The organism is Burkholderia sp. BCC1977, from assembly GCF_905339595.1.
GTDB lineage: Bacteria > Pseudomonadota > Gammaproteobacteria > Burkholderiales > Burkholderiaceae > Burkholderia.
In genome coordinates this window covers 126175-138473 of record NZ_CAJPGQ010000013.1, presented here as the reverse complement: position 1 = coordinate 138473, position 12299 = coordinate 126175, and the positions used below count along the sequence as shown (strand labels likewise).

Sequence of the window (12299 nt, the reverse complement as noted above, 5' to 3'; positions counted from 1 at the left end):
TGCGGATGCGATTCGACGGCGCACGGGCGGGCTGGCGCGACACGCCCCGGCCCGGCTGCACGCTCGACCAGCGCGACTGGCTGACGCGCGGCGGTTCGCTGACCGCGCATCTCGCGCGGCTGGGCCGCGTGAGCGTGCGCGTGACGCGCGAGGCCGTCGACTGTCCGTGGTTCGACGAGCCGGACGCGCTCGACAGTGCGCCGCGCGCGCCGATGTGGGTGCGCGAGGTGATCCTGTCGGTCGACGGCGCGCCGTACGTTGCCGCGCACAGCATCGCGCCGCTCGCGGCCAGCAAGGGTGTCTGGCAGGCGATGCGGCGGTTGCGCACGCGGCCGCTCGCGGAACTGCTGTACAGCGATCCGCAGGTCGAGCGCTCCGCGCTCGTCAGCCGGCGCGTGATCGCCGGTCATCCGCTGTATGCGCTCGCGAGCCATGCGCTCGGCGCGGGCGTGCGCGCGCCGCATGCGTTCGCCGCGCGGCGCTCGGTGTTCCAGCGGCACGGCAAGCCGTTGATGGTCACCGAGTGCATGCTGCCCGCGCTGTGGCGCCATCTCGACGCGCACGGCGACGGGCCGCGCTCCGCCGGGCCGCGCGGAGCAGCGTGATGCTGCAAGGCTTTCCGCCGGTCGTCGGGCCGCATACGCATACGATGATCCTCGGCAGCTTTCCGGGCGAGGCGTCGCTCGATGCCGCGCAGTACTACGCGCATCCGCGCAACCAGTTCTGGCGGCTTTTGGGAGCGGTGATCGGCGTGCCGTCGCTCCATGAACTGCCGTACGAAGCGCGGCTTGTGTGTGTGCTTTCGCACGGCATCGGCATTTGGGACGTACTGGATGCATGCCATCGCGAGGGCAGTCTCGATTCTGCGATCCGCAATGCCAGGCCGAATGACTTTGATGCGTTGCGCGAGCACGCGCCGTTGCTGAAGAAAGTCTGCTTCAACGGCAAGCAGGCAGGGCGGTTTGCCGATGTAATCGGCGCGGCGGGTTATGAAACGCTCGTGTTGCCTTCGTCGAGTCCCGCGAATGCGATGTTGTCGTTCGAACAGAAACTGGTGCTCTGGCGCGCACTTCGCACCTGAGGCGCGCTGGATTCCGAGTATTCGGTGAAGCGGTATCAGGTGGGCGGCGGCAGGTGCCTGGCGCCCGTGGCCGCGGCAATGCGACCTTGTGCAGCGACGAGTTGGTCATCCGTGGTCGCCACCAGCCACAGACGTGCGTGCTCCTCGATCCGACGGTTGTGGTCCTTCAACGGGCCCATCGCGGCAGCGGCCTTCCAGACCACCGGGCCGATCCGGCTACTCCTGCCCGACGGCGCGCCGACCAGCAGGCAGTAAGGTCCCAGCGGAAGCGATACGAACGGAAGTGCCGGACTGGCGATCACGCGCCAGTCGATGAAGGGTGTCTCGCTGATCAGCAGCGGCGTGGGCAAGCCGTAGAGCACACTGAAGTCGTACAGCGCCAGCTGCTCTCGCATGCCGACGTAAATTCGCCGGATGTCGTCGACAACCGCCGCGCGGATCTCGTCCTCGAACATGGGTTCCTGTGCGTAGCGGGCAAATGCCTTTCGAGCCTCCCATTGATACGCGCTGAACAGGCCGATCTCCACACAGTCCTGCACTGCGCGCTGAACCTCCGCGACAGAACCGGCTTCCCCTGGCGTGCCCAGTTGCGCAGCCCGCAAAAAACGGGCAAGTCCTGCCTCGTGGATCGCAGGACCCTCCGCGGATGCGTCGTCGTCAGTGTTCCTGCCCAAGGGCACGTAGATATATTTCTCGGCAGCGAAATGCGATTTCTTGCCTGCATCGAACTTGATTTCGCCATCGACGCAGTCGAGATAGCGAGTCCCGATTCGGCCGTGCTCCCAAACCCAATTCTTCAGGAGCGGACGGAGTGGATGCAGTCTGTCGTGATCGGTCATCGAAACCTCCAAGTTTCCCCAGTATGAGCCGTTCCAGCCACTCGCCGCACACTCCGCACCGTCGCAGGGTCCCGCACTACAAGGCGAGTGTGCCCAGCTCCTCATAAGTACGATGCAGCCAGACCTTGACGCGCTGCCGCTCCAGCAAGCCGAGCCCCGTGGCGGCGCGGTCGGGATGATTGACCGCCGCCCAGAAGCTCGCGCTTTGTCGATCGATCTTCTGCATCGTCGTATCGGGCAGGCGGCGCAGCGTAATCACGCTGGCGCCAAGGGCCTCGGCCCGCTCGCGTTCGCCGGATGCCTCCAGAATCTCGAAGCGATCGCCGCGGACTTCATTCAGCACCAGCACCAGCTTGATTCGTCCGCCGAATTCGTCGAGCCATTGCCGCAGCAGATCGACCGAATCGCGTCCGGTGTCCATCACGTGCCACCACGTCAACGTGAGGCCGTGTTCTTCGGCAAAATCGAATACGTCCGAATCGTCGAGCCACCTGGCGAGTGACTGCCGCGTCTGGGCCGCGAGGTCGACCAGTATGCGCCGCTGCGGATCTTCGAGCGCCGATTCCATGACCGGATCGAGGCTGTCATGCTGGTCGAGCACGGCAGGCGCGGCAAAATCAGCATAGAACCGCAGTAGCGCGCCGTGCGATCGGTCCGTATCGAAGCCCATGAAGGGCATGCTCCGATCGATGAAATACTGGGCCAGTACGCGGGCGGCGAGCGATTTGCCGACACCGCCTTTTTCCCCGCCAATGAAGTGGATGTGACTCATGATGACGAAATCCCGTGTGATGGAGCAGGTATGACCGGAGCGGATGTTGGCAGGCTTCGATGACGTTGCGGCGTAACAGGCCACGTCGAAGGAAAATGCGTGCGCGGCAGCAGCATGCTGTCTGATCGACGCCGATGTCAAACTGAACAAAATGACCATCAGTTGTGGCGGCCTTTAGGGGGGGCGGTTCCGCGTGAGCCGGAACTGCACGCGCTCGCTTACGACGCGCGGCTCGAACGCGTGCCGAAGCACGGCATCGGCATCCGGGACGTGCTTGCCGCGTGCCATCGCGAAGGCAGTCTCGATTCGGCGATCCGGAATGCGCAGCCGAACGACTTCCACGCATCGCACGAGCATGCGCCATCGCTGAAGCGTGAAGCTAGAAACGCTCGACGCGTACCTCGACCGAGTCCTTGGGCACGGTCAGCCGCGTGCGCTCGAGCAGGGCATCCGCGGGCGCGGTGGCGTCCGGGTTCAACGGCCTCACTTTGTTGAACACCACGGAAAAACGCTCCGGCGTGACGGTGGCTGACGCATAGCCCTGTGCGTCGTGGTCGGCGTAGCGCAGATCGGGGTTGTTCGTCATCAGGAAGGTGTCGAGTTTGGCGGGGGTGGCGGCCAGCGACGCAAACGGCGTGCCGCTCCACGCGGCTTTCAGGTAGGAATAGAAGGACGCGCTGCTGATGCCCGCGCAGACGAAATCGACGGCCACGGGCACACCTTTTGCAGGGTCGGGGTCGTCCCGCACGACACCACACTGAAACGCATGCAGGTCCCCGCTGATCGCGACGACGTTGCGGATCCCCTGCTCGTTCAAGTATGAGAGCAGTTCGTGTTTGTGCGCCGGATAGCCGTCCCATGCGTCGCAATCGACCACGAGGCGTGCTGCCGGTGTCTGCGGCGCGCCGGGCATCACGGCCCACAGACGGTTCAACATCACCTCGTTGCCCCACACCTTCCAGGTCGCGGGCGAACCCTTGATCGTGGCCTTCCACCATTGTGTCTGCTCCGGGCCGAGCATCGACGGCGCGCGACCAAGCTGCGCGGTATCCCGCGCCTCGAAGCGCTGCAGCACATTCTGGTTGACGAAGTAGCGCGAGCCGGCTGAGTCATCGCCATTGACCGGGTCGTGCCCGTGTGTGCGCGCGACAGCCGCCTCGCTGACGACGTGGTCGTCGCGATACAGCCGCTCGTCCGTCATCACGAGATGCATCAACATGCCGAAGCGAAATTCGCGATAGATACGAATGTTGGTGTACGACGGATTGTCCGGTTCGAAGCGCACGTCGCTCCAGTCCACCGGCATGTACTCCGCCCACGCACGACTGGCGTTGCGGCGGCGCTGCGTCTCCTGCTTTTCCTCGTTGGTGTAGACCTGATGATCCTGCCAGCAGTCGTCGGAAAATTCGTGGTCGTCCCATATCGCGATCATCGGCAGGCGCTGGTGCAGCGTCTGCAAGCGCGGGTCGGTACGATAGGTGCGATAAAGCGTCCGATAGTCTTCGAGCGTTTCGGCATACACGCGGCCATCGGCGAGCGGCTTTCCGTCAGGCAGGCGCAGCGGAGGGTGTGCCGCCTCGACCGCGCCGGGTCTCGAGGCCCCAACCGTTTCATAGATGTAATCGCCTACATGCACGACGAAATCGAGATCGCTTTCGGCTGCCAGCAGGCTCATGGCTTGCCAGTGATTGATGCTCCAGTCCTGGCAGGTGAGCCATGCGAAGCGAACGCGGGTGTTGGCCTCATGTGCATCCGGAGCCGTGCGCGCGACGCCGGTGGCACTCACGTCGTCGCCGGCGACGAACCGGTAGTGGTACGTGATATTCGGTGAGAGCGCCGTTACCTTCGCGCGCACGGTGAAGTCATAGGTGGCGCGTGCCCCCAACGGTACGCTGGCGACGAGCGCCGAGAAATCCGGCCGCGTCGATACTTCGAGCCGTAACGGAACCGTGCGCACGACGCCTTTTGCGCGGCGCCGCGTGTCCTCCAAGACCGGCACGCATCGCGTCCAGAACACGACGGAGCGATCGTGCGGATCACCGCTGGCGACGCCTTGCGGGAACCGGTACCGGCCTTTGCGCGCGGTGCTGGCGGACGGGGCCGACCGCGGCACGCCAAGCGTACCGGTGGCTACCGCAACCGTGAAAAAGGTCGACGACTTGAGGAAATGGCGGCGATCCATCGATCCTCCCGATCGACATACCAAGGATGCCAGGAGAGGCGCGTCGCGATGCAGCAGTACGCGATCGAGTCTCGCTCTGCAATCTTGCCTCCCGCCACCGGGCACGAGCGGGGGAATAGTCGATTTACGACACTACCTCGAAGATCTGCTCGTGAAAAGCCGTGAACCATTCCGTTTCCATGCCGTGGGCCTCGCGGCGATTGATCCGATGTCAAATCGACCGGAACATCAATCCGTTCTGGCGGTTGCCCGGTGCGGTGCTCGGCGAACCGGGGCTGCACGCGCGTCTCGTACGTGGCGAATGCGATGCTGTCGTTCGAGCGGAAGCTGGTTCAGTGGCGGGCGATTCTCGATTGACGCCGATCCGGCCGGCGCAGGCGGACGTCGCGCCGGCGCTCAATCGTGCTTGCCCCATCTCCACCTGGGCTTCTCGCCCTTGATCCAGCAAACGGCGGTCAGCAGCGTGACCAACACCACGATGCATGCGCCGTACGCAAGCGGCGATCGGTGCGGCGGCACCCGCCACGCGCTCGCGATGATCCCGAGCGCGAACAGCAGCAGCACGACCCAGCCCTGCCAAGCGACCGGCAACCCCCATCCCCAGCCGTAGCGCTTCGCCGGAAACCAGATCTTCTTGTCGTTCGAGGTCATGTGAGTCCTCGTCGTCAGTGGTAATCGCTTTCTCGCTGGTGGCGCACTGCGAGGATCGTCACCGTTTGACCGTCATCGATCTCGAACAATGCGACGTAGCCGGAGGCGCCGAATGGAATGAGCAGTTCCCGCAGAAACGGCATCGACGGATGGACTTTACGGCAGGTGAACGGCGACGATTCGAGCGTGGCGATGCCCGAGGCGACGGCTGCCGGTGCGCGTTCGCCTCGCTCGACCTCCGCATCGTCACGGTCGACGACGCAAGCATAAAGCCGGTCCAGGTCGTCCGCTGCCGCGGACGTAAAGCGAACCGTACAGGTCATCGAGTCTGCCGCTTCCTGTCACGCAGCGTATCGAGTCGCCGACCCAGTCGCTCCAGCACGTCGGCCGACGAGACATACTCGCCGGTCCGTCGAGCCTCGTCGCGCGACGCAATACCGCGCGCAATGAACTCGCTTTGGAGACGTCGACGTTCGATGCCTTCGCGAATCGATTGCTCGACGAAGCTCGACAGCGTTTCGCCTTCCTCAAGGACATTCTCGGCGGCATCGCGCAATTCCGGTTCGACCCGGACAGACGGAAAAGTCGCAGTTTTCATCGTGACCTCTTTTGCATCGCAATTGCGATGCATTAGCTCGCACGCCCGGATCGCATGCAACTCGACCGAATGGCCGGGGATCCGCCGTGCGCTCGCCCGGCCGCCGCCATCCCCCACCAATGCTATCCTCTCGTCCGCTCATCCAGCGTCACCCAGCGAGATTCAACATGACCCGACTGATCAAGCGCGCGTCCGCCGAGGCGCGTGCGTTCAAAAAACGCAAGCCGTCCGCCTACAACGGCTCCGACAAGCTCCAGCCGCCGCGCGTGAAGCGCCGCCCGGACATCGACGAACACGACGACGTGCCCGTCCTCGAAGCACCGCGCAAGCCGCGCTTCGCGCCCGTCACGTTCTCGGAAGAGCGCGGCGTGCGCTTCCTGCACTTCGGTACCGAATGGGTGCAGGGTGCGATGCGGATCTCGAAGCCGCTGCACATCGAACTCGAATACGCGCAGCAGATGATGGCGTGGCTGCTGTTCCTCGAAACGCCCGAGCGGATCGTCCAGCTCGGGCTCGGCACCGGCGCGCTGACCAAGTTCTCGCACCGCTTCCTGCCGCACGCGAAGGTCGAGGCCGTCGAACTGAACCCGGCCGTGATCGTGGCGGCGCGCACGATGTTCGCGCTGCCGCCCGATGACGCACGCCTCGTCGTGCACGAAGCCGACGCATGGGACTTCGTCAACGATCCGGCCAACCGCGGCACGACGGGCGCACTGCAGATCGACCTGTACGACGCGACCGCGCGCGGCCCGGTGCTCGACAGCGTCGCGTTCTACCGCGCGGTGCGCGGCTGTCTCGCCGACGCGGGCATCGCGACGATCAACCTGTTCGGCGACCATCCGAGCTTCGTGCGCAACATGAAGCACCTGAACGCGGCGTTCGACCATCGCGTGATCGCGCTGCCGGAAGTGCACGACGGCAACCGGATCGCGATCGCGTTCTCGGGCCCCGCGCTCGACGTGCCGTTCGCGCAGCTGGAAGGCCGCGCGAAGCTGATCGAGGACACGCTGAAGCTGCCCGCGCGCAAGTGGGTGAAAGCTTTGAAAGAAACGACCGGCGCACGCGAATCCTCGTTCGCGATCTGACGCTCATGCACCGGCCGCATGCCGGTGCAACCGCATGACTGGGGGCGGATCACCTCGGGTTCGCCCCCGCTTGACCGCTCGCTCGCGGCTCCTATACTGGCTCGAGGCCAGGGGGCCGCAGCGTACCCGTTTTGCCGCTCCTCTCGCCGCCGTACCCGCTTAACAAGATCGATAACCGGGAAAGATGAGGAGACGTCATGGCTCACGATGCCGACGCCAATCGGGCCGCCAAGCGCTGGCTCTGGCTGCTGGTGCTGCCGCTGATCGCGATGGTGTGGGTGCCGTCGTACAGCAAGATCGAACCGCAATGGTTGGGATTTCCGTTTTTCTACTGGTACCAGTTGCTTTGGGTGTTCATTAGCGCGGTGATCACCGCGTTCGTCTATTTCAAGACGAAGAACGCGTGGAAGGCGAGCGGCCCGCAGGGAGGTGCACGATGAATCTCGGCGCGACCTTCGTCTTCGTACTCCTGTTCATCGGCGTCACGATCATCGGTTTCCTGGCTGCGAACTGGCGCCGCGGCGATCTCGCCCACCTCGACGAATGGGGCCTCGGCGGCCGCCGCTTCGGCACGATCGTCACGTGGTTCCTGCTCGGCGGCGACCTCTACACGGCCTACACGTTCGTCGCGGTGCCCGCGCTCGTGTTCGGTGCCGGCGCGATGGGCTTCTTCGCGCTGCCGTACACGATCCTGATCTATCCGTTCGCGTTCATCGTGTTCCCGAAGCTGTGGAGCATCGCGAAGCGCCACGGCTACGTGACGGCCGCCGATTTCGTGAACGCACGCTACGGCAGCCGGATGCTCGCGCTCGCGATCGCGGTGACGGGCATCGTCGCGACGATGCCGTACATCGCGCTGCAGCTCGTCGGCATCGAGGTCGTGATCGGCGCGCTCGGCTTCGACACGACCGGCTTCGTCGGCGACCTGCCGCTCATCATCGCGTTCGCGATCCTCGCCGCGTACACGTACACGTCGGGGCTGCGCGCGCCCGCGATGATCGCGATCGTGAAGGACATCCTGATCTACATCACGATCGCCGCGGCGGTCATCGTGATCCCGGCGAAGCTCGGCGGCTTCGGCCACATCTTCGCGAGCGTGCCGCCCGCGAAGCTGCTGCTGAAGGCGCCGGACGCGGCGAGCCTGAACGGCTACAGCGCGTACGTGACGCTCGCGATCGGCTCGGCGCTCGCGCTGTTCCTGTATCCGCACTCGGTCACGGCGATCCTGTCGTCGTCGTCCGGCAACTCGATCCGCCGCAACATGGCGATGCTGCCCGCGTACTCGTTCGTGCTCGGCCTGCTCGCGCTGCTCGGCTACATGGCGCTTGCGGCGGGCGTGAAGGACATGCCGCAGTACGCGCCGTACTTCAAGGCGTTCGGCCCGAACTTCGCGGTGCCCGCGCTGTTCCTCGAGTATTTCCCGTCGTGGTTCGTCGGCGTCGCGTTCGCGGCGATCGGCATCGGCGCGCTGGTGCCGGCGGCGATCATGTCGATCGCGGCCGCGAACCTCTATACGCGCAACATCCACCGCGAGTTCATCAACCGCAACATGACGCACGATCAGGAGACGCACGTCGCGAAGCTCACTTCGCTGATCGTGAAGGTCGGCGCCGTCGCGTTCATCCTCGGGCTGCCGCTGACCTACGCGATCCAGTTGCAGCTGCTCGGCGGGATCTGGATCATCCAGACGCTGCCCGCGATCGTGCTCGGCCTGTACACGCGGGTGCTCGACCATCGCGGCCTGCTGGTCGGCTGGGCGGCCGGCATCGCGTGCGGCACGTGGATGGCGGTGTCGCTGAAGCTCGCGAGCTCGATCTTCACGATCCACCTGTTCGGCCTCGCGATTCCCGGCTACGCGGCCGTGTGGTCGCTGGTCGTGAACCTGGTGGTGGCGGTGGTGGTGAGCGTGCTGGTGCGCGTGATGGGCATGGCGCATGCGGAGGATCGCACGCGGCCGGAGGACTATCTCGACGTCGTCGAAGGCTGAGACGGACGACGCGCGGCAACGCAAACGCCCGCCACCGCAAGGTGGCGGGCGTGTTTCTTGCGTCAGCCCTGCGCGCGTTTCGCGAGATCCTCGCGCTGCGACAGGTCCTCGACGTTGACCATCCAGTGCACGCCGAAACGGTCCTTCGCCATCCCGAAGCCGAGCGCCCAGAACGTCTTGCCGAACGGCATCGTGACTTCGCCGCCGTCGGCGAGCGCATTGAACAGCTTCTGGCCTTCCTCGACCGTCGCCGGGTTCAGCGACAGTGAATAGCCGGCGTGCGTGCCGCCCGGCTGGCTGCAGTCGCCGTCCGAGCACATGATCATCGAGTCGCCGATCGTGAAGCTCGCATGCATCACCTTGTCGGCCATCTCGGGCGTGATCGCGTGTTCGGGATTCGGCGGCGCATCCTTGAAGTGCATCTTGAACATCGTCTTCGCGCCGAGCGCCTTTTCGTAGAACTGAAGGGCTTCGTCGGCACGGCCGTAGAACGTCAGATACGGTTGGACTTGCATCGTTGTCTCCTGTAATGAGCCGGACCCGCGCGTCGGAGCGGGTTCGGCGTCGAGCACGACTGACTGGGAAAGGGCGCGTCGGGAGGCGGCCGGCGCACCCGTGACGTGGATTGTAGTGCGCGCGCTTGACGATGGAATGAAAAATAAAAACGGCCGCGAACACGAAGTTCGCGGCCGTTCGTCGCGCTTGCTGACGGCTGTTGTCAGCGTTGCTGACAGTTCAACTGACAGCAATCACGCGCATGCGGTTCAGCGCAGCGCGTCGATCAACTTCTCGAGCTTCACCGCGTCGGCGGCGAACACGCGGATGCCTTCGGCCAGTTTTTCCGTTGCCATCGCTTCGTCGTTCAGCTGGAAGCGGAACGACGCCTCGTCGATCGCGACGCGCTCGGTCGGCTGGTCCTGCAGCGCGTCCGGCGACAGCTTGCGCGCCACGGTGTCGGTGCTGTCCTGCAGCTTCTGCAGCAAATCGGGGCTGATCGTCAGCAGGTCGCAGCCGGCGAGCTCGGTGATCTGGCTCGTCGTGCGGAAGCTCGCGCCCATCACTTCGGTGTGGTAGCCGAACGTCTTGTAATACGTGTAGATGCCGCGCACCGACTGCACGCCCGGATCGTTCGCGCCGCCGTTCTTCGCTTCATCCCACTCGGCGCCGGCCTGCTTCTTGTACCAGTCGTAGATGCGGCCGACGAACGGCGAGATCAGCTGCGCGCCGGCTTCCGCGCACGCGGCGGCCTGCACGAGCGAGAAAAGCAGGGTCATGTTGCACTTGATCCCTTCCTTCTGCAGCACCTCGGCCGCGCGAATGCCTTCCCAGGTCGACGCGAGCTTGATCAGGATGCGCTCGCGGCCGATGCCGGCGGCTTCGTACAGCTTGATGAGTTCGCGACCCTTGTCGATCGAGCGCTGCGTGTCGAACGACAGGCGCGCATCGACCTCGGTCGATACGCGGCCCGGGATCAGCTTCAGGATCTCGGTGCCGAATGCGATCAGCAGGCGGTCGATGATGAAATCGGTGCTTTCGTTGCGATGATCGCGGACGGTTTTCTCGAGGATCGGCTTGTACGCGTCCTTCTGGACGGCCTTCAGGATCAGCGACGGGTTCGTGGTCGCGTCCTGCGGCTTGTATTGCGCAAGCTGCTGGAAATCGCCCGTGTCGGCGACGACGGTCGTGTACTGCTTCAGCTGGTCGAGTGCGGTAGTCATGGCGATTCGGAAGAAGGGCGCGGGGCGCCGGGTTCTCACGGGCCGCGCGAGCGCGGCGGCGAAGCGAGGCGGCGCCGGGCGCCGCCTCCGATCCATCATTTTAGGCCCGATTCGTGTCGAGCACGTTTTGGCGTGTCCGGCGCCCGCCGCGGCGGGCGTCGTGCCGCATCACGCGGGGCGCCGCGCGTTCAGGATCACCTGCGTGACGATCCCCGCGACGAGCCCCCAGAACGCCGAGCCGATCGACAGCAGCGTGAGGCCCGACGCGGTGACCATGAACGTGACGAGCGCGGCTTCGCGCTGCTTCACGTCCTGCATCGCGTTCGCGAGCCCGCTCATGATCGAGCCGAACAGCGCGAGCGCGGCGACCGACACCACGAGCGCCTTCGGCAGCGCCGCGAACAGCGCGGCGATCGTCGCACCGAAGATCCCGGCGATCAGGTAGAACGTGCCGCACCACACGGCGGCCGTGTAGCGCTTCGCGTGATCCTCGTGCGCTTCGGGGCCCGTGCAGATCGCGGCCGTGATCGCCGCGAGGTTCACGCCGTGCGAGCCGAACGGCGCGAGCAGCAGCGACGCGAGGCCGGTGGTCGCGATGAGCGGCGACGACGGCGTCGAATAGCCGTCCGCGCGCAGCACCGCGATGCCCGGCACGTTCTGCGACGCCATCGCGACGACGAACAGCGGAATGCCGATGCTGACGATCGACGCGATCGAGAACGCGGGCATCGTGAACACGGGCTGCGCGAGCGCGATGTGGAAGCGGCTGAAATCGAGCAGGCCGAGGCCGCCGGCCACCGCCGTGCCGACGATCAGCGTCGTGACGATCGCGTAGCGCGGCGCGAGCCGCTTGACGATCAGGTAAGTGAAGAACATCGCGAGCACGAGCGCGGTCTGGAACTGCGCGGCGCGGAAGATCTCGATGCCGATCTCGAACAGGATGCCTGCGAGCAAGGCGGCGGCGATGCCGGCCGGAATGCGCCGCATCAGCGTGTCGAACAGCCCGCTCACGCCGACCGCGGTCAGCAGCAGCGCGCACACGACGAATGCGCCGATGGCCTCGGGATACGGCACGCCGGGCAGCGACGCGATCAGCAGCGCGGCGCCGGGCGTCGACCATGCGACCACCACGGGCGCGCGAAAGCGCAGCGACAGGCCGATCGTCGTCAGCGCCATGCCGATCGACAGCGCCCAGATCCACGACGATATCTGCGCGTCGGTCAGGTGCGCGGCGCGGCCGGCCTGGAACATCAGCACGAGCGAGCTCGTGTAGCCCGTCATCATCGCGACGAAGCCGGCGACGAGCGCGGAGACGGACGTATCGGTGAAAAAGCGGCGGCCGCCGGCGCGGCCAGCGCTCGCGGTGGGCGAAGGGTTCATGCTATC

14 protein-coding genes and 1 pseudogene are annotated in these 12299 nt (G+C 65.4%); 6 read left to right on the top strand and 9 right to left on the bottom strand.

The features are described from left to right. Positions 1–5 precede the first annotated feature (5 nt). Together U5771_RS13940 and U5771_RS13935 are read left to right on the top strand one after the other, a co-directional pair. Positions 6–605 (top strand): chorismate--pyruvate lyase family protein, encoded by a 600-nt coding sequence (locus tag U5771_RS13940; protein ID WP_322024511.1) that lies wholly within the window; start codon positions 6–8, stop codon positions 603–605. Continuing rightward, complete coding sequence (locus U5771_RS13935) at positions 605–1081, top strand: DNA-deoxyinosine glycosylase (protein WP_322024510.1); 477 nt, start codon at positions 605–607, stop codon at positions 1079–1081. Before U5771_RS13940 ends, U5771_RS13935 begins: the two co-directional genes overlap by 1 nt. A 35-nt stretch (positions 1082–1116) precedes the next feature. On the opposite strand, the gene U5771_RS13930 is transcribed toward U5771_RS13935, so the two are convergent. Further along, the gene (locus U5771_RS13930; RefSeq protein WP_322024509.1) at positions 1117–1920 is read right to left on the bottom strand and encodes a hypothetical protein; all 804 of its coding nucleotides are present in this window, start codon (positions 1918–1920) and stop codon (positions 1117–1119) included. Positions 1921–1996: 76 nt separating this feature from the next. Continuing rightward, positions 1997–2692 (bottom strand): mobilization protein, encoded by a 696-nt coding sequence (locus U5771_RS13925; RefSeq protein ID WP_322024508.1) that lies wholly within the window; start codon positions 2690–2692, stop codon positions 1997–1999. A 156-nt stretch (positions 2693–2848) separates the two neighbouring features. Between U5771_RS13925 and U5771_RS13920 the strand changes: the two are divergent. Then, a pseudogene (locus U5771_RS13920) lies at positions 2849–3097 on the top strand (DNA-deoxyinosine glycosylase); the annotation flags it as partial. Here the strand turns inward: U5771_RS13920 and U5771_RS13915 are convergent. The 4 genes from U5771_RS13915 to U5771_RS13900 form a co-directional block, all read right to left on the bottom strand. Beyond that, complete coding sequence (locus U5771_RS13915) at positions 3072–4874, bottom strand: alkaline phosphatase D family protein (protein ID WP_322024507.1); 1803 nt, start codon at positions 4872–4874, stop codon at positions 3072–3074. The pseudogene U5771_RS13920 and the gene U5771_RS13915 sit on opposite strands and share 26 nt — an antisense overlap. Before the next feature lie 396 nt (positions 4875–5270). After that, positions 5271–5525: a hypothetical protein gene (locus tag U5771_RS13910; RefSeq protein WP_322024506.1), complete on the bottom strand. Its 255-nt coding sequence runs from the start codon at positions 5523–5525 to the stop codon at positions 5271–5273. Positions 5526–5539: 14 nt separating this feature from the next. Next, positions 5540–5848 carry a type II toxin-antitoxin system RelE/ParE family toxin gene (locus U5771_RS13905; protein WP_322024505.1) on the bottom strand — a complete coding sequence of 103 codons (309 nt, stop codon included), beginning with the start codon at positions 5846–5848 and terminating at the stop codon, positions 5540–5542. Continuing rightward, positions 5845–6240, bottom strand: coding sequence for a YlcI/YnfO family protein (locus U5771_RS13900; RefSeq protein ID WP_415859405.1), 396 nt, complete (start codon positions 6238–6240; stop codon positions 5845–5847). The genes U5771_RS13905 and U5771_RS13900 overlap by 4 nt, the downstream gene beginning before the upstream one ends. Positions 6241–6290: 50 nt before the next feature. Here U5771_RS13900 and U5771_RS13895 point away from each other — a divergent pair, with 50 nt between their 5' ends. From U5771_RS13895 to mctP, 3 genes are all read left to right on the top strand, one after another. Continuing rightward, complete coding sequence (locus tag U5771_RS13895; protein WP_322024504.1) at positions 6291–7208, top strand: spermidine synthase; 918 nt, start codon at positions 6291–6293, stop codon at positions 7206–7208. A gap of 197 nt (positions 7209–7405) precedes the next feature. Next, positions 7406–7648 (top strand): DUF3311 domain-containing protein, encoded by a 243-nt coding sequence (locus U5771_RS13890; protein ID WP_011352801.1) that lies wholly within the window; start codon positions 7406–7408, stop codon positions 7646–7648. Next, entirely contained in the window at positions 7645–9195 is a 1551-nt protein-coding gene (gene mctP, locus U5771_RS13885) for a monocarboxylate uptake permease MctP (RefSeq protein ID WP_322024503.1), read from the top strand. Before U5771_RS13890 ends, mctP begins: the two co-directional genes overlap by 4 nt. A gap of 62 nt (positions 9196–9257) precedes the next feature. On the opposite strand, the gene U5771_RS13880 is transcribed toward mctP, so the two are convergent. From U5771_RS13880 to U5771_RS13870, 3 genes are all read right to left on the bottom strand, one after another. After that, positions 9258–9710 (bottom strand): VOC family protein, encoded by a 453-nt coding sequence (locus U5771_RS13880; RefSeq protein WP_047898684.1) that lies wholly within the window; start codon positions 9708–9710, stop codon positions 9258–9260. Positions 9711–9959: 249 nt separating this feature from the next. Further along, positions 9960–10913, bottom strand: coding sequence for a transaldolase (gene tal, locus U5771_RS13875; protein ID WP_322024502.1), 954 nt, complete (start codon positions 10911–10913; stop codon positions 9960–9962). Positions 10914–11081: 168 nt separating this feature from the next. Beyond that, positions 11082–12293 (bottom strand): benzoate/H(+) symporter BenE family transporter, encoded by a 1212-nt coding sequence (locus tag U5771_RS13870; RefSeq protein ID WP_322024501.1) that lies wholly within the window; start codon positions 12291–12293, stop codon positions 11082–11084. Positions 12294–12299: the final 6 nt, after the last annotated feature.

What these genes read in the sequence shown, in the direction of transcription:
- mctP (WP_322024503.1), top strand. Translation starts at nt 7,645, where the DNA reads ATGAATCTCGGCGCGACCTTCGTCTTCGTACTCCTGTTCATCGGCGTC.
- U5771_RS13880 (WP_047898684.1), bottom strand. Translation starts at nt 9,710, where the DNA reads ATGCAAGTCCAACCGTATCTGACGTTCTACGGCCGTGCCGACGAAGCC.
- U5771_RS13905 (WP_322024505.1), bottom strand. Translation starts at nt 5,848, where the DNA reads ATGACCTGTACGGTTCGCTTTACGTCCGCGGCAGCGGACGACCTGGAC.
- U5771_RS13895 (WP_322024504.1), top strand. Translation starts at nt 6,291, where the DNA reads ATGACCCGACTGATCAAGCGCGCGTCCGCCGAGGCGCGTGCGTTCAAA.
- U5771_RS13870 (WP_322024501.1), bottom strand. Translation starts at nt 12,293, where the DNA reads ATGAACCCTTCGCCCACCGCGAGCGCTGGCCGCGCCGGCGGCCGCCGC.
- U5771_RS13915 (WP_322024507.1), bottom strand. Translation starts at nt 4,874, where the DNA reads ATGGATCGCCGCCATTTCCTCAAGTCGTCGACCTTTTTCACGGTTGCG.
- U5771_RS13935 (WP_322024510.1), top strand. Translation starts at nt 605, where the DNA reads ATGCTGCAAGGCTTTCCGCCGGTCGTCGGGCCGCATACGCATACGATG.
- U5771_RS13940 (WP_322024511.1), top strand. Translation starts at nt 6, where the DNA reads ATGCGATTCGACGGCGCACGGGCGGGCTGGCGCGACACGCCCCGGCCC.
- tal (WP_322024502.1), bottom strand. Translation starts at nt 10,913, where the DNA reads ATGACTACCGCACTCGACCAGCTGAAGCAGTACACGACCGTCGTCGCC.
- U5771_RS13890 (WP_011352801.1), top strand. Translation starts at nt 7,406, where the DNA reads ATGGCTCACGATGCCGACGCCAATCGGGCCGCCAAGCGCTGGCTCTGG.
- U5771_RS13930 (WP_322024509.1), bottom strand. Translation starts at nt 1,920, where the DNA reads ATGACCGATCACGACAGACTGCATCCACTCCGTCCGCTCCTGAAGAAT.
- U5771_RS13925 (WP_322024508.1), bottom strand. Translation starts at nt 2,692, where the DNA reads ATGAGTCACATCCACTTCATTGGCGGGGAAAAAGGCGGTGTCGGCAAA.
- U5771_RS13910 (WP_322024506.1), bottom strand. Translation starts at nt 5,525, where the DNA reads ATGACCTCGAACGACAAGAAGATCTGGTTTCCGGCGAAGCGCTACGGC.